Genomic DNA, 23,587 nt, shown 5'->3' with positions numbered 1-23,587 from the left:
CCTCACATATTGGTTTCAATGATACAACTTGTCACTTGTTAACATCGCTGCGTCAGCACCGACATCCCCCACCTCTCTTTTGGCCGGCACCGCCGGATTTGTATAACGCACCCCCCCCACGGCAGCCAGGGCCCGGCCGGTGGCTTCGCCCACGGCCACGTAGCCGCAGGCCGGCCAGGCCAGACCCAGCCGTTTCAGCGCATTATCGGCGAAAGTCACCGCCGGTACGCTGACCGCTATCACATAATCCCCTTGGCCGAGGGTGGCGAGTTGCTCCGGGAGCAGAGCCAGCTCGGCCCCTTCGTCGAAGCTCAGCAGCGGGCAGGCCAGGGGCCGGTGGCCTGCCTCGGCCAGGGCCTGGCACAGGGCCTGGTTCTGGGGCTCGGGGCGCACCACCAGCGGCGTCATGAGTGGTACACCTCGTCCAGTATCTTGTCGGCGCCGCGGGCCAGCAGCCGCTTGGCCAGCTCGGCGCCCAGGGCTTCACCCTGGCTGGCCAGGCCGGTGATCTCGTCGAAGATGATCTGGCTGCCGTCGGGGCGGCCGACCAGGCCGCGCAGCCAGAGCTTGTCTCCTTCCAGCTCGGCGTAGGACCCGATAGGCACCTGGCAGCCGCCCTGCAGGCCCTGGTTCATGGCTCGCTCCGCGACCACCCGCAGCCGGGTGGGGGCATGGTCGAGTGGCGCCAGCAGGGCGAGCAGTTCGGGGTCGTCCAGCCGGCACTCGATGCCCACGGCACCCTGGCCGTTGGCGGGCAGGCTCTCGTCCGGGCTCAGCAGGCAGGCGATGCGCGCTTCCAGCTCCAGCCGCTTGAGGCCGGCGGCGGCGAGGATGATGGCGTCGTATTCGCCCTCATCCAGCTTGCGCAGCCGGGTCTGCACGTTGCCGCGCAGGGTCTTGACCACCAGGTCCGGGCGACGGGCGCGGATCTGGCACTCGCGGCGCAGGCTGGCGGTGCCGACCACGGCGCCGGCGGGCAGCTGGTCCAGGCTCTGGTACTGGTTGGAAACAAAGGCGTCGCGCGGATCTTCCCGCTCGCAGATCACGGTCAGGCCCAGGCCCTCGGGAAATTCCACCGGCACATCCTTCATCGAGTGCACGGCGATGTCGGCCCGGCCGTCCAGCATGGCCTGCTCCAGTTCCTTGATGAACAGGCCCTTGCCGCCGATCTTGGACAGGGGAGTATCGAGCAGCACATCACCCTGGGTGGTCATGGGCACCAGCTCGACAGTGACATCGGGGTGCAACTGCTCCAGCCGGTCCTTGACGTGATTGGCCTGCCACAGGGCCAGCAGGCTCTTGCGGGTGGCGATGCGGATGATGCGGTTTGCCATTTGAATCTCTTCCTTTGTCCATCAATGGGTCGATACTATCATTCCTGCCGGCGTATTTCAGGGAAGAAAGCTGCGTAGTCAGGATGTTGCGAAAATGTGTCATGGCAGATATTGTTCATTTACTGGCTAATTGTTACCATGATCACACTTTTGACCTGTCCCGGGTCTGTGTCGGTCCAACGAAGGCCTGTACCTTGCACGCGAATTTTCACCGGCTCGTCGAGCGATGTGACCAGTTTAACCAGCAGAAGCAGGCTCGCGCCCTGGCGGTGATGAGTCGTTACGGCCAGCAGGTATTCCAGTTGCTGCCGGTGCTGTTGCACTACCATCACCCCCTGTTGCCGGGTTACCTGCCCGGGGACGTGCCCGCGGGTGTCTGCCACTTCCGCCCCAACGAACGCCAGCAGGAGTTCATCGACGAATTGTGTCAGGCGGCCAACGGCCACCAGGGGCTGCAGCACGGCAAGAACGAGATCTTCGGCCTCTATTCCATGGGCAGCACCTCGTCCATCGGCCAGTGCCGCCATTCCGACCTGGACGTCTGGGTCTGCTACTCCCACCAGATGGCCCCGGAGCGGGTCGAGCTGCTGCAGCAGAAGTGCCTGCTGATCTCCAAATGGGCGGAGCAGCGCCAGGTGGAGCTTAACCTGTTCCTGATCCCCGACAACAAGTTCCGTACCGACAACCAGCAGTGGGTGCAGGGCGAGAGTTGCGGCAGCGCCCAGCACCTGCTGCTGCTGGACGAGTTCTATCGCAGCAACCTGCGCATCGCCGGCAAACGGCTGGTGTGGATGTTCGCCCCCGGCAAGCTGGGACCCAAGTACGATCAGTTCGTGGCCGAGCAGTTCGCCAACGGCACCCTCAACACCGACGAATGGCTGGATCTGGGCGGTTTCGCCCGCATACCGGCGGAAGAGTACTTCGGCTCGGCCCTGTGGCAGCTGTACAAGGGCATCGACTCGCCCTACAAGGCGGTGCTCAAAACGGTGCTGATGGAAGCCTATTCCCACGAGTACCCGGATACCCAGCTGCTGTGCCGCCACCTCAAGGGGCACTTCCAGTCATCCGAGGTGCTGGACGAGTACCAAGATCACTACATGCTGATGCTGGAAAAGGTGACCGGCTATCTCAAGTCCATCGGCGACGAGAAGCGGCTCGATCTGGTGCGGCGCTGTTTCTACCTCAAGGTGTCGGAAGGGCTGCACCGCACCCACGGCAACGATGCCCAGTACGCCTGGCGGCGGAAGTTGATCAACCGGCTGGTGGCGGCCTGGGGCTGGCCGGCGGACAAGCTGGCCCGGCTCGATGACCGGGCCCACTGGAAGGTGGAAGAGGTCAAGGCCGCCTACGGCGAGCTGCTCGAAGCCCTGATGCAGAGCTACCGCAACCTGATCCAGTTCGCCCGGCGCAACAACATCAGCGAGTGCATCAACCCGGAAGACATCGGCATACTGTCGCGCAAGCTCTACGCCGCCTTCGAGAACCTGCCGGGCAAGGTGCAGCTGATCAACCTCAAGATTGCCCCGGATCTGAGCGAGCCGGACATCAGCCTGGTGCAGGTGCCGGAAGGCCGGGTCAACCCCGCCGGCTGGTACCTGTACAAGTGCGGCCTGGCCCCGGGGGACATCATCGGCCGCAGCCCGCTCGAGTACAGCGGCTATGTCGGCAAGCTGGTGGCCTGGGCCCATTTCAACGGCCTGCTGGTGCCCAGCACCCGGCTGCACCTGTTCAACCAGAACACCGATCTGACCCGGCGTCATCTGCAGGAATTCTGCGGCGATCTGGCGCGCATCTTCCCGGTGCGGACTCCGGCGCCGACCAACCTGGCCCTGAGCCGGCCCTGCGAGGTGCGCAACCTGGGCATCTTCCTCAACCTTGAAACCGACCCCACCGCCCGCTGGCGCAACAGGGCCATCGAGTTCAGCGCCAAGACCAGCGATCCCTTCAGTTTCGGCCATCAGCTGGAGAACCTGGTGGGCTCGGTGGATCTGATCTACCGCAACTCCTGGGACGAGATCCGCACCCTGCACTTCAGCGGGCCCACCGCCGTGGTGGAGGCGTTGACCACCATCCTCGGCAAGATGCATCAGGACGCCAACGCGCCCGAGAGCCTGGACGTGCACTGCTACAGCCTGAACTTCCGCAGCCTGATCCGCACCCGTTTCGAGCAACTGGTGAAGGAATGCATCGGCCTGCGCCTGGCGCGCGCCCAGGGCAGCACCATCAAGACCCTGGTGCTGGGCGGCGACAAGTACGGCATCTTTTTTGAGCGGCGCGGGGTCAGCGTGCAGAAGATGGAAAACGCGGTGGACTTCTACCGCCAGCTGTCCAGCCAGAAGCAGTCCCGCCACGCCCTGCGCCTGGATCAGCAGGACGACAAGGCGGTGCCGGACATAGTGGATGCCTACGCCAGCGAAGGCCTGATGCAGTTCTTTTTCGAGGACGCCGGCGACGGCTACAACCTCTACATCCTGGACGAAGCCAACCGGGTCGAGGTGTATCGCCAGGTGTCGGGCAGCAAGGACGAACTGGTGCAGAGCATCAACCGCTTCTACACCTCCCATCACGAGCACGGGGTGGGGCAGAGCCATTTCGCCAACTTCAACCTGCCCCAGTACTATGAAATCGTGGCCGCCGACGGCCAGCCCCGGGTACTGCCCTATCGCACCGTCAAGGACGATCCCCGGGCCTGTTTGGGTTAAAGCACGAGTTCGGCGCCGCCCTGGCGTTTGGCCTGCAGGCTGACCCAGGCCAGCAGCTCGTGGCCCTGGCGGTTGTCGATCCACTGGCCGTCCCGGTAGGCGAAATGATGGCCGTTTTCCCGGGTGGCCAGCCAGATCTGGTGCAGCGGCTCCTGGCGGTTGATCACGAACTTGATCCCGTTTTCGAAGGTGAGGGTCATGACCCCGCCCACGGTCTCGCATTCGATGTCCTCGCCACTCTGGTCGATGCACTCCTCGATATGCTGGTAAATGGCGTCCGCCAAGGCGTGGAATTCACTGTCGTTCATTGCCCGCTTCCTATTGCTTTTGAGAATCTGAATGCGATTATAAGAGCCCTAAACCATATTCACAGTCATACGATGAACAAATTCAAGCTGACCGCGCTGGTCGCCCTGGCCCTGAGCCTGGCGGGTTGTGGCCTCAAGGGCCCGCTGACCCTGCCCGAGGCCGGCCAGGAACCCACTCAGGTTGAGCAGTCGTAAAGGAAACTACCTTGGATTACTTTAATTATCAGGACGATGGCCGCCTCTACGGCGAGGCCTGCGATCTCACCCGCCTGGCCGAACAGCACGGCACCCCCCTCTACGTCTATTCCCGCGCCACCCTGGAGCGCCACTGGAAGGCCTTCGACCAGGCCGCCGGCGAGGTGGACCACCTGATCTGCTACGCGGTCAAGGCCAATTCCAACCTGGCGGTGCTGAACGTGCTGGCGCGGCTGGGTTCGGGCTTCGATATCGTCTCCAAGGGTGAACTGTGCCGGGTGATCGCCGCCGGCGGCGATCCGCGCAAGGTGGTGTTTTCCGGCGTGGGCAAGCGGGTCGACGAAATCCGCTTCGCCCTGGAGCAGCAGATCTTCTGCTTCAACGTCGAATCGGTGGCCGAACTGGAGCGCATCAACAGCGTGGCGGGCGAGATGGGCGTCAAGGCACCGGTGTCCATCCGGGTCAACCCGGACATCGACGCCGGCACCCATCCCTATATCTCCACCGGCCTGAAAGAGAACAAGTTCGGCATTCCCATCGAGCAGGCCAGGGACATCTACCGCCAGGCGGCGGCCCTGCCCCACCTCGCGGTCAACGGCGTGGACTGCCATATCGGCTCCCAGCTGACCGAGCTGGCGCCCTTCCTCGAGGCGGTGGACAAGCTGCTGGTGCTGATCGACGGCCTGGCCGAGGACGGCATCCACATCCATCACCTGGACGTGGGTGGCGGCCTGGGCGTGCGCTACGACCAGGAAGCGCCGCCCGAGCCCAGCCGCTACGCCGAGCAGCTCAAGGCCCGCCTGCAGGACCGCAACCTGACCCTGGTGTTCGAGCCGGGCCGCGCCATCGCCGCCAACGCTGGCGTGCTGCTGACCCGGGTGGAGCACCTCAAGCCGGGCGAGGCCAAGAATTTCGCCATCGTCGACGCCGCCATGAACGACCTGATCCGCCCGGCCCTGTACAGCGCCTGGCAGGCCATCATACCGGTGGATTCCACCCTGCAGCGGGAGCCGGCGGTCTACGACGTGGTGGGCCCGGTGTGCGAAACCGGCGACTTTATCGGCAAGGACCGTACCCTGGCCATCACCGAGGGCGACCTGCTGGCGGTGCGTTCCGCCGGCGCCTATGGTTTTGTGATGGCCTCCAACTACAACAGCCGGCCCCGGGCCGCCGAGGTGATGGTGGACGGGGACCAGGCCTATGTGGTGCGCGAGCGGGAACAACTGACCGAGCTGTGGCGGGGCGAGAGCCTGCTGCCCGGCGCATAAGAGGTAAGCGTGATCCACTTTTCCAAAATGCAGGGGCTCGGCAACGACTTTATGGTGGTCGATGGCGTCACCCAGAAGGTGTTCTTCAATCCCGAGGTGATCCGCCAGCTCGCCGATCGCCATTTCGGCATCGGCTTCGACCAGCTGCTGCTGGTGGAGCCACCCTATGATCCCGAGCTCGATTTCCACTACCGCATCTTCAATGCCGACGGCTCCGAGGTGGAGCAGTGCGGCAACGGCGCCCGCTGCTTCGCCCGTTTCGTGCGGCTCAAGGGGCTGACCAACAAGGACAGGATCAACGTCAGCACCCAGAAGGGCAACATAGTGCTGCAGCTGGAGAAGGACAACCAGGTCACCGTCAACATGGGGGTGCCCGACTTCGAGCCGGCCAATATTCCGTTCAAGGCCCAGAAGGCGGAGAAGACCTACCTGATCCGCACCCAGGACCAGACGGTGCTGTGCGGCACCGTGTCCATGGGCAACCCCCACTGCGTGCTGGAAGTGGATGATATCAACACCGAGCTGGTGGCCAGCCTGGGCCCCGAGCTGGAAAGCCATGAGCGCTTCCCGGCCCGGGTCAACGTCGGCTTTATGCAGGTGCTCAACGCCCGGGAGATCAACCTGCGGGTGTACGAGCGCGGCGCCGGCGAGACCCTGGCCTGCGGTACCGGCGCCTGCGCGGCGGCGGTGACCGGCATGAGCTGGGGCAAACTGGCGGAGCGGGTGCAGGTGCACCTGCCCGGCGGCAGCCTCACCATCGCCTGGAAGGGACCGGGCAAGCCGGTGTACATGACGGGCCCGGCGGAACACGTCTTCGACGGACAGATCAACCTATGACCGACAGAACCCGACTGGCCGAAGCCGGGCTGGATGAAAGCCGTATCGCCGATTACCTGGCCGCCCGGCCGGATTTCTTTCTGCGCCAGCGGGGCCTGCTGGAGCAGTTGCGCCTGCCCCACGAGCAACGCGGCAGCGTCTCCCTGGTGGAGGCCAAGCTGGAGCGCCAGCGCCAGCGCATCCATGCCCTGGAGGAGGAGATCACCCAGCTGATGACGGTGGCCGGGGAGAACGAGCGCATCTTCCGGGTGTACCTGGATCTCTATCCGCGCCTGTTCGAGTGCGGCGACCTGGCCGAGCTCGAACAGTGCATGGGGCGCACCCTGCGGGAGCAGCTGCGGGTGTCGGCGGTGCGGCTGGTACCGGACGCCCGCTGGCGCGACCTGCCCCGAGCCCTGCCCGGCGAGCAGCTGGAGCGGCTGTACCGGGAGCGGATGGCGGGCCAGGACGTCTATCTGGGCCGGCTCGGCAAGGACGAGAAGCAGCGGCTGTTCGGCGATGCCCTGGTCAACTCCTGTGCCCTGATCCGCCTGGGCCGGGCAGGGGAGATGGGACTGCTGGCCTTCGGCAGCGGCGACAGCGGCCACTACCGGTCGGGCATGGACACCCTGATCATCCGCCAGCTCGCCGACTTCCTCGCCCAGTTGCTGCCCCGGCTGGTGGCCGATGGCCAGCCCTGAGCCGACCCGGCCGGCCGCGCCTGAGCCGGCCGCGGCCATCGCCGACTTCCTCGAATACCTGCGGGTAGAGCGCCAGCTGAGCGCCCACACCCGCGACGGCTACGGCCGCCACCTGTACGCCATGGCCGGCCAGCTGGTCGAGCTGCACCTTGGCCAATGGCGGGCGCTGACCGTGTCCCATGTGCGTGGCCTCGCCACCCGCCTGCACAAGCAGGGGCTGTCGCCCCGCTCCATCGCCACCCAGCTCAGCGCCCTGCGCAGCTTCTGCGACTGGCTGGTGCTGCAGGGCGTATTGTCCGCCAATCCCGCCAAGGGGGTCAGCGCCCCCAAGCAGGGCCGGCCCCTGCCCAAGAACCTGGACGTGGACGAGCTGCACCAGCTGATGAACCTCGACGAGTCCGACCCCCTGACGGTGCGGGACAGGGCCATCATGGAGCTGCTGTATTCCTCCGGCCTGCGCCTGGACGAGCTGGTCGGCCTGAACCTGGGCGACGTGCAGTTTGCCGAACGCCAGCTGCGGGTGATCGGCAAGGGCAACAAGGAGCGCATCCTGCCGGTGGGGCGGATGGCGCTGGACTGGCTGGAGAAGTGGCTGGCGGTGCGCAATGAGCTGGCCGGGCCGGACGAGCCGGCGCTGTTCGTCAGCCAGCAGCGGCGGCGCATTTCCCATCGCAGCGTGCAGCTGCGCCTGGCCAAGCGCGGACAACAGCAGGCGCTGTCGAGCCATGTGCATCCCCACAAGCTGCGCCATTCCTTCGCCACCCATATGCTGGAGTCCAGCGGCGATCTGCGCGCGGTGCAGGAGCTGCTGGGCCATGCGGATCTCGCCACCACCCAGATCTATACCCATCTCGACTTCCAGCACCTGGCCAAGGCCTACGACCAGGCCCATCCCAGGGCCAAACGGCGCAAGGAAGAGGAATAGCCGCCCCAATTTCCAGGACTCGTCCCCGGTTTTTTGGTTAGAATCCCCTCACTGCCCTTTACCCGGAATCCAGGATGCGCTTTTACAAACGACTCGGCCCCGTCAAGGTACTCAGCTTCGATCTGGACGACACCCTGTACGACAACGTGCCGGTGATGGCGGCGGCGGAAGCCTGGCTGCTCGACGCCCTGAAGCAGGATCACCCCGAGTCGACCCTGCTCGGCAAGGAGCAACTGGCCGCGATCAAGCGGCAACTGCTGCAGGAGCGGCCCGCACTGGCCCACGATGTGAGCGCCTGCCGGCGGGCGGTGCTGACCGAGGGCCTGCTCCGCCAGGGCGTGGCCGGGGACAGGGCCGAGATGCTGGCCGAGGAGTATTACCAGGGTTTTCTGGCCGAACGCGGCAAAATACGGGTGCCCGAGGTGACCCACAGGGTGCTCTCCACCCTGGGCCGGCGTCACCGGCTGGCGGTGATCACCAACGGCAACCTGCCGCTGGAGCGCACCGAGCTGGCGCCTTATTTCGAGGTGGTGCTCAGGGCCGGGCCCGACGGCCGGATGAAGCCGGCGCCGGACCTGTTCCTGACCCTGGCCGAACGGCTGGGGGTGGCGCCGTCCGAGATCCTGCATATCGGCGACCATATCAACACCGACGTGGCCGGCGCCGTACGCAGTGGCTGCCAGGCGGTGTGGCTCAACGACAACGGCCGCAGCGAAGCGGATCTGCACTGTCTGCCCCAGGTGGCCCTGGAGCGGTTGGAGCAGCTGCTGGAGCTGTTATAATCGCCGCCATATCGCAATGCCGGTCAGCCTCTGTGCTATCGGGACAGAGGGTGGCCACGCCAACACGCAGCAAGTACTTCCCTGTATGCTCGACGATGGCATCCATGCCATCGACGGTTGGCTTAGCCCATCCTCTGTCCCTCTTTGACGGTTCGGTGTTGCACTCGATAAGAGAACGAGACAGGAGCCAAGATGGATGTATCCAGCCTGCTTGACGGCATGAACGACAAGCAACGCGAGGCGGTGGCCGCCCCTTCCCAGAACATGCTGGTGCTGGCCGGGGCTGGCAGCGGCAAGACCCGGGTGCTGGTGCATCGCATCGCCTGGCTGATGCAGGTGGAGCAGGTGCCGGCCTCCGCCATCCTGGCGGTGACCTTCACCAACAAGGCGGCCGCCGAGATGCGCGGCCGGGTGGAGCAACTGCTGGGCGGGCGGCTGTTCGGGCTCTGGCTCGGCACCTTCCACGGCCTGGCCCACCGGCTGCTGCGCGCCCACCACCTGGACGCCAACCTGCCCCAGGACTTCCAGATCCTCGACTCGGACGATCAGCTGCGGCTGCTGCGCCGCGTCCTCAAGAGCCTGAACCTGGACGAAAAACAGTGGCCGCCGCGCCAGGCCGCCGGCTTTATCAACGCCCGCAAGGATGAAGGCCTGCGCCCGGGCGACATCCAGGTGCTCAACGATCCGCTGCAGAAGACCTACCGCCAGATCTACCAGGTCTATCAGGACACCTGCGACCGGGCCGGGTTGGTGGACTTCGCCGAGCTGCTGCTGCGCGCCCACGAACTGTGGCTGCACAAGCCGCACATATTGCAGCACTACCAGGACCGCTTCCGCCATATCCTGGTGGACGAGTTCCAGGACACCAACAGCATCCAGTACGCCTGGCTGCGGATGCTGGCCGGCGACCGCGCCCGGGTGATGATAGTGGGCGACGACGACCAGTCCATCTACGGCTGGCGCGGGGCGCGGGTGGAGAACATCGCCCGCTTCCTGGCCGATTTTCCCGGCGCCGAGACCATTCGCCTGGAGCAGAACTACCGCTCCACCGGCACCATCCTCAAGGCCGCCAACACCCTGATCGCCAACAACGCCGAGCGCATGGGCAAGGAGCTGTGGACCGAGGGCGCCGAGGGCGAGCCCATCGCCATCTACAGCGCCTTCAACGAGGTGGACGAGGCCCGCTTCGTGGTGGAGCGCATCAAGCAGTGGCGCCAGCAGGACGGAAGCTTAAGCGAAACCGCCATCCTCTACCGCAACAACGCCCAGTCCCGGGTGCTGGAAGAGGCGCTGATCCAGGAGCGCCTGCCTTACCGCATCTACGGCGGCCTGCGCTTCTTCGAGCGCCAGGAGATCAAGGACGCCCTCGGCTACCTGCGCCTCATCAACAACAGGGGCGACGAGGCCTCCTTCGAGCGCATCGTCAACACCCCCACCCGCGGCATCGGCGAACGCACCCTGGGGTTGATCCGCGACGCCGCCCGGGACCGCCAGCAGACCCTGTGGCAGTCGGCCTGGGCGCTGGTGGAGGAAAAAATCCTCACCGGCCGGGCCGCCTCGGCGGTGAGCCGCTTCCTGGCGCTGATCAACCAGCTGGAGGACGACACCCGGGAGCTGCCGCTGCACCTGCAGACCGATCGGGTGATCGAGCTGTCCGGGCTCAAGGCCATGTACCTGGCGGAAAAGGGCGAGAAGGCCCAGTCCCGGGTGGAGAACCTGGAGGAACTGGTCAGCGCCACCCGCCAGTTCAGTCCGGCGGAGGAGGACGAGATGTCGCCGCTGTCGGCCTTTTTGTCCCACGCGGCGCTGGAGGCGGGCGAGGGCCAGGCGGATCAGTTCGATGACGCGGTGCAGCTGATGACGCTGCACTCGGCCAAGGGCCTGGAGTTCCCGCTGGTGTTCATGGTGGGGCTGGAGGAGGGCATGTTCCCCAGCCAGCTGTCGGCGGAGGAGAGCCGCCGGCTGGAGGAGGAGCGCCGGCTGGCCTACGTGGGCATGACCCGGGCGATGCACAAGCTCTATATCAGCCATGCGGAGAGCCGCCGCCTCTACGGCCGGGAGATGTTCCACCGGCCCAGCCGCTTTATCAAGGAGCTGCCCGCCGACTGCCTGGAGGAGATCCGGCTCAAGGCGAAAGTCACCCGGGCCCTGCCCAACGGCCGCTTCAGCCAGGACCGGGTGCAGGAGACCTTCGACCAGACCGGCTTCCGCCTGGGCCAGCGGGTGCTGCACCCCAAGTTCGGCGAGGGGGTGGTGCTCAACTTCGAGGGCGCCGGCGCCCAGAGCCGGGTGCAGGTCAACTTCGACGACGGCGGCAGCAAATGGCTGGTCACCGCCTATGCCAGGCTGGAAGCGGTCTGAGTTTGATGTCGATCAGCGTCGGGAGCCGGCGGCCATGGTACAACAGCGCCGTTTGTTCAATCCGGAGACCGAGATGACCCACGCCCACGACTTGCTGCACGCCCTGCTGGCCCACGCCCGGCCGGTGCCCGCCGCCGATATCCACGCCTTCGCGGCCGAACGCTTCGGCGAGGCGGCCCGTTTCTGCACCTGCTCCCACCAGGATCTGAGCCTGGACGAACTGCTGCCCATCATGCAGGCCAAGGGCAAGCTGGTGCTGACCGAGCAGGGCTGGCAGCTCAACTTCGCCGAAGTCTGCGCACACTGACCCTTTCGGGCCGGCGTTTGGCCGGCCCGCCCTAGCTTCCCGCCAATTCACCCGCCACCAGCCAGAGGATGGAGCCGGCCACGCCGCAGAACAGCAGGCCGCACAGGGCGTTGACCGGCCGGCTCCAGGCCAGCAGCCGGGCCTGCACCTTAAGCGACGACAGCCACCAGGCCAGGGCCAGGAACCACAGCAGGCTGAGCAGGAACAGCTCCAGCACCAGCAGGCCCCGGGTCAGCCAGCCCACCTCGGGCCCGACCAGGGCGGCGAGCAGGCCGATAAAGAACACCAGCGCCTTGGGGTTGAGCAGATTGGTGCTGAAGCCGGCCCAGAAGCCCTGCTCCGGCACCCCGGACGCAGCGGTGAGCCTGTTCGCAGCCGGTGTCAGGGATGCCTTAAGCGCGCCCCAGCCCAGCCAGCCGAGGTAGGCGGCGCCGGCCAGTCGCACCAGGCTGAACAGCAGCGGCTGGCCCTGGATCAGCAGGCTGATGCCGGTGAGGCTGAGCAGGCTGTGCACCAGTATGCCGGCGGCGATGCCGCTGGCCGCGCCCAGGGCGGCCCGGCGCCGGGCCGAGAAGCGCAGCATCAGCGCCAGGTCCGGCCCCGGGCTGGCCAGCGCCACCAGGTGAATGAATCCTATGGTGAGAAGAAGGGAGGTGTCCATGTGCGGCTCCGGTGAGGGGGATGCTCACAGCCTAGGGTGCTGGCGGGCCGCCGGCTTGTAACTTATTGCATCTGGGTGCGGAAGCGGGCCGGGGTGATGCGGTAGGCGGCCACGAAGGCGCGGTGGAAGTGGGCCTGATCGAAAAAGCCCACCGCCAGGGCGGTGTCGGCGACGGCGCGGCCTTGGGCCAGCTGTTTCTTGGCGGCTTCCAGCCGCAGCCGCCGGAGGTAGGCGTGGGGTGTCATGCCCACGGCCGCCTTGAACCGGCGCAAAAACTGGAAGCGCGAGAGACCGGCGTCGGCGGCGAGTTGCTCCAGGGGGTGGGGCTGGTCCAGCCCGGCCAGCAGCCGGTCGCGCAGCCGGCCGAGGGCGGCGGCCTCCAGCGGTCGTTGCTCCCGATAGGGGAAGAAGTCGGACAGCAGGGCCAGCAGCTGGCTTTCGGCCTCTTCCGCGGCCAGCGCCCCTTGTTCCAGTTGCCGGTGCAGCGCCAGGCTCTGCCGGTAGAGCCGGGGTTGGTGCAGCAGGGGCCGGCCGAAGAAGGGCGGGGCCTGCTCCAGCTCCTCGGCCAGGGTGGCCATCAGCTCCGGGGCGAGGGAAAATACCCGTACCCGAAAGCCCAGTTCGCCGAAACAGCTGCCGTCGTGGGCGATGTCCGGGTTGAGCAGCGACAACTGGCCCGGCGCCAGCGGCGCCGAGCTGCCCTGGTGGATGAAGTTCTGCGCCCCCAGCTCGACCAGGCCGAGATGGTAGTCGAGGTGGACATGGCGGCCGTAGCGAAAGGCCACATGATCTGCCAGGCACAGTTCCAGGCCGTCCAGGCCCGGGTATTTCCAGTATTTGACGTCGCTCATCCCGCTATTTTAGCGGCTCGGGGCCGCCGCTGTTTTGTAAAAGATTGCGCCGCCGCTGGCGCAGGCCGTCCAGGGTGTAGATCACCAGGGCGGTCCAGATCAGGGCGAAGGTGATCACCTTGTCCCGGGTGAAGGGCTCGTTGTAGAGCAGCACCGCCAGCAGGAACATCAGGCTGGGCCCCAGGTACTGGAAGAAGCCGAGGGTGGACAGCCTAAGCCGCCGGGCGGCGCCGGCGAACAGCAGCAGCGGCGCCGTGGTGACCAGGCCGGCGGAGATCAGCCAGAGGTTGAGGCTGAGCGGGTTCTCGCCCAGGTGGCTGGTGGCGGTGTCGGCAAAGCCCCACAGGTAGAGGGCGGCGGCGGGCAGCAGCACCAGGGTTTCCAGCATCAGGCCGGTAAAGGGATCCACCGGCACCTGCTTGCGGATCAGCCCATAAAGCCCGAAGGACAGCGCCAGCACCAGCGCCACCCAGGGCAGGCTGCCGAACACCAGCACCTGGATGAGCACGCCGGTGCTCGCCAGGCCCACCGCCAGCCACTGCAGGGGACGGAAGCGCTCGCCCAGGAACAGCATGGCCAGCACTATGTTGAACAGCGGGTTGATGTAATAACCCAGGCTGGCATCCAGCATATGGTCGTTGTTGACCGCCCAGATAAACACCAGCCAGTTGAGGCCGATGGTGACCGACGACAGCAGCAGCATCAGCAACTGGCGCGGCGCGCGCAATATGGCCCTGACCCGGGGCCAGTACCCGAGGGCGCTGATCAGCGCCAGCAGCAGCAGGAAGGACCAGATCACCCTGTGGGTGAGGATCTCGAAGGCCGGCACCGCCATCAACTGCTTGAAGTAGAGGGGGGCTATGCCCCACAGGAAATAGGCGCCGAGGGCGAACAGGGCGCCCTGGGCGGCTTGGTCTTTTGCCATGGTCAAAAATCGGGTGATAGGATGGAAAACCAGTTTAGCCACAGGATGGGCCGCCTGGCCAGTAGCAAATGTAACTGGTTGGTACTTTCACGCCGGTGATTCAGCCCACCAGGAAGGTGCCGGTGCCAAAGGCGACATGCTCGCCCTGTTCGTTGTGCCGTTCCATGAGGGCCACGGCCAAGCTTGCGGGCAATGGCTTTTATAATGAATCTGGATCTGTTGCACCGGCCATGTCGCCGTATTGTTAACCCGGGCAAGCGCGGTTTATTGTTGCCGCCCCCTGCTTTACAATGCCCGCTTCCTTTCAGCTAGCGGATGCCCATGACTGCCTCGCCCGACCCCTCCGATGCCATCGCCATTCCCGACAGCCCGCTGGCGGTACTGCAGCAGGTGTTCGGCTACCAGTCCTTTCGCGACGGCCAGCAGGAGATTATCGAGGCGGTGATCGCCGGGCGCGATGCCCTGGTGATCAAGCCCACCGGCGGCGGCAAGTCCCTTTGCTACCAGATCCCCGCCCTGCTGCGCCCGGGCCTCACCGTGGTGGTGTCGCCGCTGATCTCGCTGATGAAGGATCAGGTGGATACCCTGGTCGCCAACGGCGTGGCCGCCGTCTATATCAACAGTGCGCTGAGCCGGGAGGAGATGCTGCGCCACTTCGCCGCCCTGCGCCGGGGCGAGATCAAGCTGCTCTACGTATCGCCGGAGCGGCTGTTGCAGCACGAGTTCATGGAGCGGCTGGGGGAACTGGATCTCGGCCTGTTTGCCATCGACGAGGCCCACTGCATCTCCCAGTGGGGCCACGACTTCAGGCCCGAGTACGCCGAGCTGGGCCGGCTCAAGCAGTGGTTTCCCCATATTCCGGTGATGGCGCTCACCGCCACCGCCGACGAGGCCACCCGCCGGGACATGCTGGGCCGGCTCGACCTGACCGACCCCCTCATCCATATCGCCAGCTTCGATCGACCCAATATCCGCTACACCCTGGTGGAAAAATTCAAGGGCATCGACCAGCTGCTGCGCTACGTGGCCGAGCAGGGCGGCCAGTGCGGCATCGTCTACTGCTCCAGCCGCAAGCGGGTGGAGGAAGTGGCCGAGCGGCTGCTGGCCCGGGGCCACCGGGCCGCCAGCTACCACGCCGGCCTGCCGCTGGAACTGCGCCAGTCGGTGCAGGAGCGCTTTATCCGCGACGATCTGGACATTGTCGTGGCCACCGTCGCCTTCGGCATGGGCATCGACAAGCCCAACGTGCGTTACGTGGTGCACTACGACATCCCCAAGAACATCGAGTCCTACTACCAGGAAACCGGCCGGGGCGGGCGCGACGGCCTGCCGGCGGAAGCCCTGCTGCTGTACGATCCGGGCGATGTGGGCCGGGTACGGCGGCTGCTGGAAAACAGCGACAACGAGCAGCAGCTGCAGGTGGAGCTGTACAAGCTCAACGTCATGGCCGCCTTCGCCGAGTCGCTCACCTGCCGGCGCCAGGTGCTGCTCAACTACTTCGGCGAGTACCAGCGCGAGCCCTGCGGCAACTGCGATATCTGCCTGGATCCGCCCAAGCGCTACGACGGCACCGAGGACGCCCAGAAGGCGCTGTCCTGTGTCTACCGGGTCGGTCAGGGCTTCGGTGTCATGTACGTGGTGGAGGTGCTGCGCGGTGCGGCCACCCAGCGCATCCGCGATCACGGCCACGACCGGCTGTCCACCTACGGCATCGGCAAGGACAAGAGCCAGGAGCACTGGGTCAGCGTGCTGCGCCAGCTGATCCACTCGGGTCTGCTCACCCAGAACATCACCCGCAACATGGTGCTGCAACTGACCGAGGCGGCCCGGCCGGTGCTGCGCGGCGAGGTACGACTGGAACTGGCGGAACCCCGGCTGGCGCGGGTGCGTCAAAAGGACAAGGGCGAAAGCGGATTGAGCCGGGCCGAGGACAGGGCCTTGTTCAAGGAACTGCGGCAGTTGCGCAAGCAACTGGCGGAGGAAGCGGACGTGCCGCCCTATGTGGTGTTCAGCGACGCCACCCTCACCGAGCTGGCCCGCTATCGGCCCAAGACCGAAGCGGAGCTGCTGGGCATCAACGGGGTGGGCATGCGCAAGCTGGAGCGTTTCGGGGCGGCCTTCCTGGCGCTGTTGCGCCGGCAGGCTTGAGCAGTAACGGTGTTAAGGTCCGCGTAAACGCGGACCCGGCAGGCGTTACAGGCCGGCGTAGTAGGCGGCCAGATCCTCGATGTCCTGGTCGGACAGCGGCTTGGCCATGGGGGCCATCACGGGGTCGTTGCGCTCGCCGTCACGGAAGGCTTTCAGCTGCTTGACGGTGTAGGCGGCTTTCTGGCCGGCCAGGTTGGGGTAGATGTCCATGGCGGAAATCCCTTCGGCGCCGTGGCAGGCGGCACAAACGGCGGACTTGGCCTTGCCCGCTTCCGCATCACCGGCGGCAAAGGCAGGAGCACCGATCAAGGCCATCAGGGCGGCGGCTGTCATCAATTTCTTCATCATTGAACTCCGTTATTGTTGGTAGACGAATTGCTTCCGAGCTCCTTTACTGAGCCGAAGCAGTATAAGGTAAGCCAAGGTGAAAAATAAAACACGGCCGACGGCGGCAGGGTGAAAATGTGATATTAAGCAATCAATATGCAACTTTTGACTGGGCCGGCAGCCGGGTCGAACCGACGCCGCTGCAAGCACCCCGGCTGTTGCTGGTGAATTACCCCCTGGCCGAGGCGCTGGGCATGGCCTTGTCCGATCAGCAGTGGCTGGAGGTCACCAGCGGTACCCGGCTGCTGCCGGACATGGCGCCCTTCGCCCAGGTCTATGCCGGCCACCAGTTCGGCGGCTACAGCCCCCGGCTGGGAGACGGCCGTGCCCTGTTGCTGGGCGAGGTGGTGGCGCCCGACGGCCAGCGCTGGGATCTGCACCTCAAGGGGGCGGGCAAGACCCCCTATTCCCGCTTCGGCGATGGCCGGGCGGTGCTGCGTTCCTCCCTGCGCGAATACCTGGCCTCCGAGGCCTTGCATCATCTGGGCATCCCCACCACCCGGGCGCTGTGCCTGGTGGGCAGTGAAGAGCCGGTGTACCGGGAGCAGGTGGAGCCGGGGGCCGCCGTGCTGCGCGTGGCTCAGAGCCACCTGCGCTTCGGCCACTTCGAGTATTTCTATTACAGCGGCGAGGCGGAGCGCATTCCCGCCCTGCTCGACTACCTGATCCAGACCCAGTGGCCGGATCTGAGCCAGGACCAGGCCGGCTACGCCGCCCTGTTCGAGCGGGTGGTGCAGCGTACCGCCACCCTTATTGCCCGGTGGCAGGCGGTGGGCTTCTGCCACGGGGTGATGAATACCGACAACATGTCGATGCTGGGCCTGACCCTGGACTACGGCCCCTACGGTTTCCTCGACGGCTACAATCCCGGCCATATCTGCAACCACTCGGATCATGCGGGCCGCTATGCCTACGATCAGCAGCCCTCGGTGGGCTACTGGAACCTGCAGCGGCTGGCCCAGGCGTTGTCGGGGCTGGTGCCGGTGGAGTCGCTGCGCCAGGCCCTGGACGGCTATGAATATGCGCTGTTGTCCAGTTTCTCCGAAGCGATGCGACAGAAACTGGGGCTGGCGGCCTGGGAAGACGAGGATCCCGCCCTGTTCCGGGACATGTTCAATCTGATGGCGGCCCAGCAGGTGGACTACAGCTGCTGGTTCCGCCGGCTGGCGCTGCTGGCGCCGGAAGGGCCGGTTCCCGAGCCGTTGCTCGCCCTGCTGAGCGATGCCGGCGCCTGGGACGACTGGTTCGGCCGCTACCAGGCCCGGCTGGCCCGGGAAGGCCGGGACCACGGCGACAAGGTCGCGCAGATGAACGCGGTCAACCCCAAGTACGTGCTGCGCAACCACCTGGCCCAGCAGGCCATCGAGCGGGCCGAGCGGGGCGACATGAGCGAGGCGGCGCTGCTGCTGCAGGTGCTGTCCCGGCCCTTCGACGAGCAGCCCGAATTCGATTACTACGCCGCCCCGGCCCCCGAGTGGGCCGGACAGATTTGTGTTTCCTGCAGTTCCTGATCATGAAGACATTGACCACCGACATTAGCCTGACCATGGAAAACTTTCCCGCCTGGGCCGAGCGCCTGGTGCGGGAGCTGGAGCTCGACCTCGTCGAGCGGGAGGAGGGAGCCGATTACCACCAGTGGCTGGTGGCCTTTGAAGGCAGCCGGCTGCTGCTGTGCTTCCAGCACTACGCGGATGCCGCCTGGCTGCAGCCGTTGGGCGAGCAGGACCAGGAGGCGGCCGACTGGCTGACGGCACAGTGGAACCGGGGCCTTTCCCGTTAGGGTGGATTTATCTTTAAGTGAAGACAAAATCCCGGAGAGCGGCTAAAATGGCGCCGCTTCGCATTCCGGTGCTTAAAAACAAGGCGGTTGTCAATTCACGGCGCGGCCTTATACTGCGGCCTGTCCAACCCGCACCGGGATGGGTTCCCTTACCCCATTGAACAAAAAGGTGAAAAAGTGATTTCTCCCGCTCAATACCAGACGGCGCTGATCCGGCTGTCGCTGTTCCACGTCGCCATCATCGCCGCCAGCAACTACCTGGTGCAGCTGCCCTTTACCCTGTTCGGCTTCCATACCACCTGGGGCGCGCTCAGCTTTCCCTTCATCTACCTGGCCACGGATCTGACGGTACGCATCTTCGGCGCCGGCATGGCCCGGCGCATCATCTTCTACGTGATGCTGCCGGCCCTGGCCACCTCCTATGTGCTGTCGGTGCTGTTCTTCGAGGCCCGCTACCAGGGCCTGGCGGCCCTGTCCGAGTTCAACCTGTTCGTGGCCCGCATCGCCCTGGCCAGCTTTATGGCCTATGTGCTGGGCCAGATCATGGACGTGTCGGTGTTCAACCGGCTGCGCCGGATCAAGGCCTGGTGGGTGGCGCCCACCTGCTCCACCATCTTCGGCAACCTGGTGGATACCCTGGCCTTCTTCAGCCTGGCCTTCTACCGTTCGCCGGATCCCTTTATGGCGGAGCACTGGGTGGAGATCGCCCTGGTCGACTACCTGTTCAAGCTGGTGTTCAGCCTGGCCCTGTTCGTGCCGGCTTACGGCCTGCTGCTCAAATACCTGAGCCGCAAGTTCCTGGGCGAGCAGGAGCCCCGGGTGCAAACCGGCTACTGAGGGCGGCACGGCAAGAACGGGCTCCGGTGACCATCACCGGAGCCCGTTTTATTTGCGGAAAAGCGGAAAAAAGATTTGCAATCACAAATGATAACGATTATCGTTAACTCGCTTTCCGAAGATGACTTCCACTTCTGCTAGGTGTAGGTGAAGACAGCTTGCGAAGGCACGACATTGCTCACATTGCTTCCAGAGTTTTCGGGCCGGCTTTATGCCGGCCCTTTTTTTACATCTCCAGCAGCCGCTTCACCAGCTTGCCGATGCCGGTATCCGCTTCGGCGATGTTCTCGGCCAGCATGTAGGCGGGGGTGGAGATCACCTTGTAGTGGCTGTCTTCCACCACGTCGGTCACGGCACAGCCGATGTGCTCGCCGCCCATGGCGGAGAAGGCCCCGGCCGTGCCCGGATCCGTGCCTATGGTGCCCTTGACCCCGGCCGGGTAGGCGTGGGGGATCAGGACGGGGGCGATGCAGCAGTAGCCGGCGGGCTTGCGGGCGGTGGCGAAGGCCTTGCAGGCGGCCAGCACCTGCGGATCCACCCTGGCCTCGGCACCCTTGAAGGCGAAGTCGCACAGGTTCTTGGCGACACCGAAGCCGCCAGGCAGCAGCAGGGCATCGAAGTCGTCGGCTTTCAGCTCGGACAGGGGCTTGATCTGGCCCCGGGCGATGCGTGCGGCTTCCTCCAGCACGTTGCGGCTGCCGGCCTGGGTTTCGCCGGTGAGGTGGTTCACCACATGATGCTGGGGCTTGTCGGGGGCGAAGCACTGATAGCGGGCGCCATGCCGGGACAGGTGCAGCAGGCACAGTACCGCTTCGTGGATTTCCGCTCCGTCATAGACGCCGCAGCCGCTCAAGATAACGGCAACTTTTTTCATATGGCTCTCCTTTTCGGCTTTTGAAATTTGTGATCTGGCTCGGATCGATCCGCTGGAACTATGCTAGCATTAATTCCGGTCAACAATTGTGCAGATCCTCCCCGCTGCCAATTTTCCACATCCCAAGATCACCTTTCCGGATCGATATTTAAATTATAAACCACTGATTAATATATGGTATTTTATTTGATCATGATCCGGCCCGGATCCCGTCTTCACAGAGTTATCCACAGACCTTTCCGGCTCCGCCGTGGTGTCCCCGGCCCGGCTGTGGCATGCTAGCGCCCAACGCATCAAAGAGAAAGACGCCATGGTTGCCATTCCTGCCAAACCCCTGATCCTGGTCGATGGATCCTCCTACCTGTATCGTGCCTATTTCGCCTCCCAGCAGGCCGATCTGCGCACCAGCGACGGCCGTCCCACCGGCGCCATCCGGGTGGTCACCAACATGCTGCGCAGCCTGCACAAGCAGTTTCCCGAATCCCGGGTGGCGGTGGTGTTCGACGCCAAGGGCAAGACCTTCCGCAACGACATGTACGCCGACTACAAGGCGCACCGGCCGCCCATGCCCGACGATCTGCGCAGCCAGGTGGAGCCGATCCACGCCATTATCCGCGCCATGGGCCTGCCGCTGCTGATCGAGGATGGGGTGGAGGCGGATGACGTCATCGGTACCCTGGCGCGCCAGGCCACCGAGCAGCGGCTGGACGTGGTGATCAGCACCGGCGACAAGGACATGGCCCAGCTGGTGTCGGAGCACGTGCTGCTGATGGACACCATGAAGAACAGCTTTATGGATCGGGACGGGGTGATCGAAAAGTTCGGGGTGCCGCCGGAGCGGATCGTGGATCTGCTGGCCCTGGTGGGCGACAAGGTGGACAACATCCCCGGCATGCCGGGGGTGGGCGAGAAGACCGCCCTGGCGCTGCTGCAGGGGCTGGGCTCCATCGAGGACATCGCCGCCAGCCCGGAGCGGATCGCGTCCTTGGGCTTCCGCGGCGCCAAGACCTTCGCCGCCAAGTTTCTCGAGCACCAGGAGATGGTGCGCTTGTCCCGGGAGCTGGCCACCATCAAGACCGACGTGACGCTGGAATTCGGCCCCGCCGAGCTGCAGCCGGGCGAGCCGGATAAGGAGGCCCTGGCGGCCCTCTACCGGGAGTACGAGTTCAAGACCCTGCTGGAAGAGCTGGAGCGGGGGGAAGGAAAGGCCGAGTCCGCCGAGCCGGCGGTGCCGGCCCCGGAAGCCGACTATCAGCTGGTGCTGGAGCCGGCCGAGCTGGATGCCTGGATCGAGCGGCTGCAGGCGGCGCCCTATTTTGCCTTCGATACCGAGACCACCAGCCTCAACTACCGGGATGCGCGGGTGGTGGGCGTGTCCTTCGCGGTGGAACCGGGCCGGGCCGCCTACGTGCCCTTCGGCCACGATTACCTGGACGCGCCGGCGCAGCTGAACGAAGCCGCGGTGCTGGGGGCGCTCAAGCCGCTGCTGGAGGACGAACAAAAGGTCAAGCTGGGGCAGAATCTCAAGTACGACATCAATGTGCTGAAGAACCACGGCATCGCGCTGAAGGGGGCCCTGCTCGACACCATGCTCGAATCCTACGTGCTCAACTCGGTGCAGACCCGGCACGACATGGACAGCATGGCGTCCTTCTTCCTCAATCAGGACACCATTTCCTTCGAGTCCATCGCCGGCAAGGGCGCCAAGCAGCTCACCTTCAACCAGATCCCCCTGGAGCAGGCGGGCCCCTATGCGGCGGAAGACGCCGACGTGACCCTGCGGCTGCACCACCACCTGGCGCCGAAACTGGCAGCCGAGCCCGAACTGCAGCGGGTGTTCGAGACCATCGAAATGCCGCTGGTGCCGATACTGGCGCGGATGGAATACACCGGGGTGCGTATCGACAGCCAGCTGCTGGCCATCCAGAGCGACGAGATAGCCAAACGGCTCAAGGAGCTGGAACAGGAGGCCTTCGACCTGGCGGGCGAGCCCTTCAACCTGAGCTCCACCAAGCAGCTGGGCGAGATCCTGTTCAACAAGCTCGAGCTGCCGGTGCTGAAGAAGACCCCCAAGGGGGCGCCGTCCACCGCCGAGGAAGTACTGCAGGAGCTGGCGCTGGACTATCCGCTGCCCAAACTGTTGATGGAATACCGTGGCTTAAGCAAGCTCAAGTCCACCTATACCGACAAGCTGCCGCTGATGGTCAACGAGCACAGCGGCCGCATCCACACCTCCTACCACCAGGCCAACGCCGCCACCGGCCGGTTGTCGTCGTCCGACCCCAACCTGCAGAACATCCCCATCCGCACCCCCGAAGGGCGGCGCATCCGCCAGGCCTTCGTGGCCGAACCCGGCTACAAGCTGGTGGCGGCGGACTACTCCCAGATCGAGCTGCGCATCATGGCCCACCTGTCCCGGGACCAGGGCCTGCTCGACGCCTTCGCCAGGGGGCTGGATATCCACAAGGCCACCGCCGCCGAGGTGTTCGGAGTGGCGGTGGAGCAGGTGACCGGCGAGCAGCGACGCCGGGCCAAGGCCATCAACTTCGGCCTGATCTACGGCATGAGCGCCTTCGGCCTGTCGCGCCAGCTGGGTATTCCCCGGGCCGAGTCCCAGGCCTACATGGACATCTACTTCGAGCGTTACCCGGGCGTGCTGCGCTATATGGAGGAAACCCGCACCCAGGCCGCCGAACAGGGCTATGTGTCCACCCTGTTCGGCCGCCGGCTGTACCTGCCGGAGATCAACGCCAAGAACGGTGCCCGCCGCAAGGGGGCCGAGCGGGCCGCCATCAACGCTCCCATGCAGGGTACCGCCGCCGACATCATCAAGCAGGCGATGATCAAGGTGGACGCCTGGGTCGCCGGTCTGCCGGCGGACGAGGTGCGCATGCTGATGCAGGTGCACGACGAACTGGTGTTCGAGATCCGCGAGGACAGGGTGGACGCCTACAAGGACGAAATCCGTACCCTGATGGAGCAGGCGGCGACCCTGGACGTGCCGCTGCTGGTGGAGGCCGGGGTGGGTGAGAACTGGGATCAGGCTCACTAAAATGATAGCTGACCAACAAAAATGTAAATATATTACGAAAGGCGCTTTTTTTATCCGCTCAGCTGATGTACAGTTGTCGGCGTAGGGTACAGAGGTAAGGCGTTATGTCTTACAGACCTTTTATTTCACGTAATTGAATATGGCTGGCTAGGCCGCCCCTGGGCATTCCCGGGGGCATTTTTTTATCCGCAATCCGTCGGCTTCCCCTGTTCACCCTCAAGGTCCTGGATGAAGATCCCGCACTTTTTGCCTGGCGGCCAAAGCGCCGGCTGCCTATGCGGGGTACTGCTCCCGCGTCGATCATTGTATACAAGCAAACGTTTTATGTTGCTTAGTTACGTTTTTCTACCCTGATCCTTTCGTGCCCCTTTGT

At 65.0% G+C, this 23,587-nt stretch carries 22 protein-coding genes; 14 read left to right on the top strand and 8 right to left on the bottom strand.

Annotated features, from left to right (window positions below):
• Positions 1-15: 15 nt before the first annotated feature.
• Together CGX12_RS08450 and hemC are read right to left on the bottom strand one after the other, a co-directional pair.
• Complete coding sequence (locus CGX12_RS08450; protein ID WP_094039447.1) at positions 16-408, bottom strand: uroporphyrinogen-III synthase; 393 nt, start codon at positions 406-408, stop codon at positions 16-18.
• The gene (gene hemC / locus CGX12_RS08445) at positions 405-1,334 is read right to left on the bottom strand and encodes a hydroxymethylbilane synthase (RefSeq protein ID WP_094039446.1); all 930 of its coding nucleotides are present in this window, start codon (positions 1,332-1,334) and stop codon (positions 405-407) included. Before hemC ends, CGX12_RS08450 begins: the two co-directional genes overlap by 4 nt.
• Positions 1,335-1,528: 194 nt before the next feature.
• Here hemC and CGX12_RS08440 point away from each other — a divergent pair, with 194 nt between their 5' ends.
• Positions 1,529-4,036: a class I adenylate cyclase gene (locus tag CGX12_RS08440; RefSeq protein ID WP_232513352.1), complete on the top strand. Its 2,508-nt coding sequence runs from the start codon at positions 1,529-1,531 to the stop codon at positions 4,034-4,036.
• Here the strand turns inward: CGX12_RS08440 and cyaY are convergent.
• Entirely contained in the window at positions 4,033-4,344 is a 312-nt protein-coding gene (gene cyaY / locus CGX12_RS08435) for an iron donor protein CyaY (RefSeq protein WP_094039444.1), read from the bottom strand. The two genes, CGX12_RS08440 and cyaY, sit on opposite strands and share 4 nt — an antisense overlap.
• Positions 4,345-4,416: 72 nt before the next feature.
• On the opposite strand from cyaY, the gene lptM reads away from it, so the two are divergent.
• The 8 genes from lptM to CGX12_RS08400 all read left to right on the top strand — a co-directional run bounded on the left by lptM (position 4,417) and on the right by CGX12_RS08400 (position 11,699).
• Positions 4,417-4,539 (top strand): LPS translocon maturation chaperone LptM, encoded by a 123-nt coding sequence (lptM, locus tag CGX12_RS19530; RefSeq protein WP_142995592.1) that lies wholly within the window; start codon positions 4,417-4,419, stop codon positions 4,537-4,539.
• 11 nt (positions 4,540-4,550) lie between these two features.
• Positions 4,551-5,807, top strand: coding sequence for a diaminopimelate decarboxylase (gene lysA / locus CGX12_RS08430; protein ID WP_094039443.1), 1,257 nt, complete (start codon positions 4,551-4,553; stop codon positions 5,805-5,807).
• Positions 5,808-5,816: 9 nt separating this feature from the next.
• Positions 5,817-6,644: a diaminopimelate epimerase gene (gene dapF, locus CGX12_RS08425; RefSeq protein WP_368073549.1), complete on the top strand. Its 828-nt coding sequence runs from the start codon at positions 5,817-5,819 to the stop codon at positions 6,642-6,644.
• Positions 6,641-7,324, top strand: a complete 684-nt coding sequence (locus tag CGX12_RS08420) for a DUF484 family protein (protein ID WP_094039442.1) — start codon at positions 6,641-6,643, stop codon at positions 7,322-7,324. Before dapF ends, CGX12_RS08420 begins: the two co-directional genes overlap by 4 nt.
• The gene (gene xerC, locus CGX12_RS08415) at positions 7,311-8,249 is read left to right on the top strand and encodes a tyrosine recombinase XerC (protein WP_094039441.1); all 939 of its coding nucleotides are present in this window, start codon (positions 7,311-7,313) and stop codon (positions 8,247-8,249) included. The genes CGX12_RS08420 and xerC overlap by 14 nt, the downstream gene beginning before the upstream one ends.
• A 74-nt stretch (positions 8,250-8,323) precedes the next feature.
• The gene (locus CGX12_RS08410) at positions 8,324-9,031 is read left to right on the top strand and encodes an HAD-IA family hydrolase (RefSeq protein WP_094039440.1); all 708 of its coding nucleotides are present in this window, start codon (positions 8,324-8,326) and stop codon (positions 9,029-9,031) included.
• A 192-nt stretch (positions 9,032-9,223) separates the two neighbouring features.
• Entirely contained in the window at positions 9,224-11,392 is a 2,169-nt protein-coding gene (uvrD, locus tag CGX12_RS08405) for a DNA helicase II (RefSeq protein WP_094039439.1), read from the top strand.
• 34 nt (positions 11,393-11,426) lie between these two features.
• Positions 11,427-11,699 carry a YecH family metal-binding protein gene (locus CGX12_RS08400; RefSeq protein WP_157772337.1) on the top strand — a complete coding sequence of 91 codons (273 nt, stop codon included), beginning with the start codon at positions 11,427-11,429 and terminating at the stop codon, positions 11,697-11,699.
• A gap of 31 nt (positions 11,700-11,730) precedes the next feature.
• Here the strand turns inward: CGX12_RS08400 and CGX12_RS08395 are convergent, their stop codons facing one another.
• From CGX12_RS08395 to rarD, 3 genes are all read right to left on the bottom strand, one after another.
• Positions 11,731-12,360 (bottom strand): LysE family translocator, encoded by a 630-nt coding sequence (locus CGX12_RS08395; RefSeq protein WP_094039437.1) that lies wholly within the window; start codon positions 12,358-12,360, stop codon positions 11,731-11,733.
• Between the two features lie 62 nt (positions 12,361-12,422).
• Positions 12,423-13,211 (bottom strand): AraC family transcriptional regulator, encoded by a 789-nt coding sequence (locus tag CGX12_RS08390; RefSeq protein ID WP_094039436.1) that lies wholly within the window; start codon positions 13,209-13,211, stop codon positions 12,423-12,425.
• Positions 13,212-13,215: 4 nt separating this feature from the next.
• A complete protein-coding gene (gene rarD, locus CGX12_RS08385) occupies positions 13,216-14,136 on the bottom strand; it encodes an EamA family transporter RarD (RefSeq protein ID WP_094039435.1) in 921 nt (306 codons plus the stop codon).
• A 321-nt stretch (positions 14,137-14,457) separates the two neighbouring features.
• Between rarD and recQ the strand changes: the two genes are divergently transcribed.
• A complete protein-coding gene (gene recQ / locus CGX12_RS08380) occupies positions 14,458-16,284 on the top strand; it encodes a DNA helicase RecQ (RefSeq protein ID WP_094039434.1) in 1,827 nt (608 codons plus the stop codon).
• 45 nt (positions 16,285-16,329) lie between these two features.
• On the opposite strand, the gene CGX12_RS08375 is transcribed toward recQ, so the two are convergent.
• Complete coding sequence (locus tag CGX12_RS08375) at positions 16,330-16,629, bottom strand: c-type cytochrome (protein WP_094039433.1); 300 nt, start codon at positions 16,627-16,629, stop codon at positions 16,330-16,332.
• A 119-nt stretch (positions 16,630-16,748) separates the two neighbouring features.
• On the opposite strand from CGX12_RS08375, the gene CGX12_RS08370 reads away from it, so the two are divergent.
• The 3 genes from CGX12_RS08370 (at position 16,749) to CGX12_RS08360 (ending at position 19,288) form a co-directional block, all read left to right on the top strand.
• Positions 16,749-18,182: a protein adenylyltransferase SelO gene (locus tag CGX12_RS08370; protein WP_094039432.1), complete on the top strand. Its 1,434-nt coding sequence runs from the start codon at positions 16,749-16,751 to the stop codon at positions 18,180-18,182.
• Positions 18,183-18,184: 2 nt separating this feature from the next.
• Positions 18,185-18,451, top strand: coding sequence for a DUF3630 family protein (locus CGX12_RS08365; RefSeq protein WP_094039449.1), 267 nt, complete (start codon positions 18,185-18,187; stop codon positions 18,449-18,451).
• Between the two features lie 177 nt (positions 18,452-18,628).
• Entirely contained in the window at positions 18,629-19,288 is a 660-nt protein-coding gene (locus tag CGX12_RS08360; RefSeq protein WP_094039431.1) for a 7-cyano-7-deazaguanine/7-aminomethyl-7-deazaguanine transporter, read from the top strand.
• A gap of 226 nt (positions 19,289-19,514) precedes the next feature.
• Here the strand turns inward: CGX12_RS08360 and elbB are convergent, their stop codons facing one another.
• Positions 19,515-20,162 carry an isoprenoid biosynthesis glyoxalase ElbB gene (gene elbB, locus CGX12_RS08355; protein WP_094039430.1) on the bottom strand — a complete coding sequence of 216 codons (648 nt, stop codon included), beginning with the start codon at positions 20,160-20,162 and terminating at the stop codon, positions 19,515-19,517.
• A 310-nt stretch (positions 20,163-20,472) separates the two neighbouring features.
• On the opposite strand from elbB, the gene polA reads away from it, so the two are divergent.
• Positions 20,473-23,214 carry a DNA polymerase I gene (gene polA / locus CGX12_RS08350; protein ID WP_094039429.1) on the top strand — a complete coding sequence of 914 codons (2,742 nt, stop codon included), beginning with the start codon at positions 20,473-20,475 and terminating at the stop codon, positions 23,212-23,214.
• Positions 23,215-23,587 lie beyond the last annotated feature (373 nt).

Source organism: Zobellella denitrificans (genome assembly GCF_002237365.1).
In the GTDB taxonomy this organism is placed as follows: Bacteria; Pseudomonadota; Gammaproteobacteria; order Enterobacterales; family Aeromonadaceae; genus Oceanimonas; species Oceanimonas denitrificans.
Note: the sequence above shows the minus strand (reverse complement) of the source record. Positions and strands in the feature narration are given on the sequence as shown.

Excerpts from the sequence above, each read along its gene's own strand:
- CGX12_RS08450 (WP_094039447.1), bottom strand. The coding sequence starts at position 408 with ATGACGCCGCTGGTGGTGCGCCCCGAGCCCCAGAACCAGGCCCTGTGC.
- hemC (WP_094039446.1), bottom strand. The coding sequence starts at position 1,334 with ATGGCAAACCGCATCATCCGCATCGCCACCCGCAAGAGCCTGCTGGCC.
- cyaY (WP_094039444.1), bottom strand. The coding sequence starts at position 4,344 with ATGAACGACAGTGAATTCCACGCCTTGGCGGACGCCATTTACCAGCAT.
- lptM (WP_142995592.1), top strand. The coding sequence starts at position 4,417 with ATGAACAAATTCAAGCTGACCGCGCTGGTCGCCCTGGCCCTGAGCCTG.
- CGX12_RS08420 (WP_094039442.1), top strand. The coding sequence starts at position 6,641 with ATGACCGACAGAACCCGACTGGCCGAAGCCGGGCTGGATGAAAGCCGT.
- xerC (WP_094039441.1), top strand. The coding sequence starts at position 7,311 with ATGGCCAGCCCTGAGCCGACCCGGCCGGCCGCGCCTGAGCCGGCCGCG.
- CGX12_RS08410 (WP_094039440.1), top strand. The coding sequence starts at position 8,324 with ATGCGCTTTTACAAACGACTCGGCCCCGTCAAGGTACTCAGCTTCGAT.
- uvrD (WP_094039439.1), top strand. The coding sequence starts at position 9,224 with ATGGATGTATCCAGCCTGCTTGACGGCATGAACGACAAGCAACGCGAG.
- CGX12_RS08400 (WP_157772337.1), top strand. The coding sequence starts at position 11,427 with ATGGTACAACAGCGCCGTTTGTTCAATCCGGAGACCGAGATGACCCAC.
- CGX12_RS08395 (WP_094039437.1), bottom strand. The coding sequence starts at position 12,360 with ATGGACACCTCCCTTCTTCTCACCATAGGATTCATTCACCTGGTGGCG.
- CGX12_RS08390 (WP_094039436.1), bottom strand. The coding sequence starts at position 13,211 with ATGAGCGACGTCAAATACTGGAAATACCCGGGCCTGGACGGCCTGGAA.
- rarD (WP_094039435.1), bottom strand. The coding sequence starts at position 14,136 with ATGGCAAAAGACCAAGCCGCCCAGGGCGCCCTGTTCGCCCTCGGCGCC.
- recQ (WP_094039434.1), top strand. The coding sequence starts at position 14,458 with ATGACTGCCTCGCCCGACCCCTCCGATGCCATCGCCATTCCCGACAGC.
- CGX12_RS08375 (WP_094039433.1), bottom strand. The coding sequence starts at position 16,629 with ATGAAGAAATTGATGACAGCCGCCGCCCTGATGGCCTTGATCGGTGCT.
- CGX12_RS08365 (WP_094039449.1), top strand. The coding sequence starts at position 18,185 with ATGAAGACATTGACCACCGACATTAGCCTGACCATGGAAAACTTTCCC.
- elbB (WP_094039430.1), bottom strand. The coding sequence starts at position 20,162 with ATGAAAAAAGTTGCCGTTATCTTGAGCGGCTGCGGCGTCTATGACGGA.
- polA (WP_094039429.1), top strand. The coding sequence starts at position 20,473 with ATGGTTGCCATTCCTGCCAAACCCCTGATCCTGGTCGATGGATCCTCC.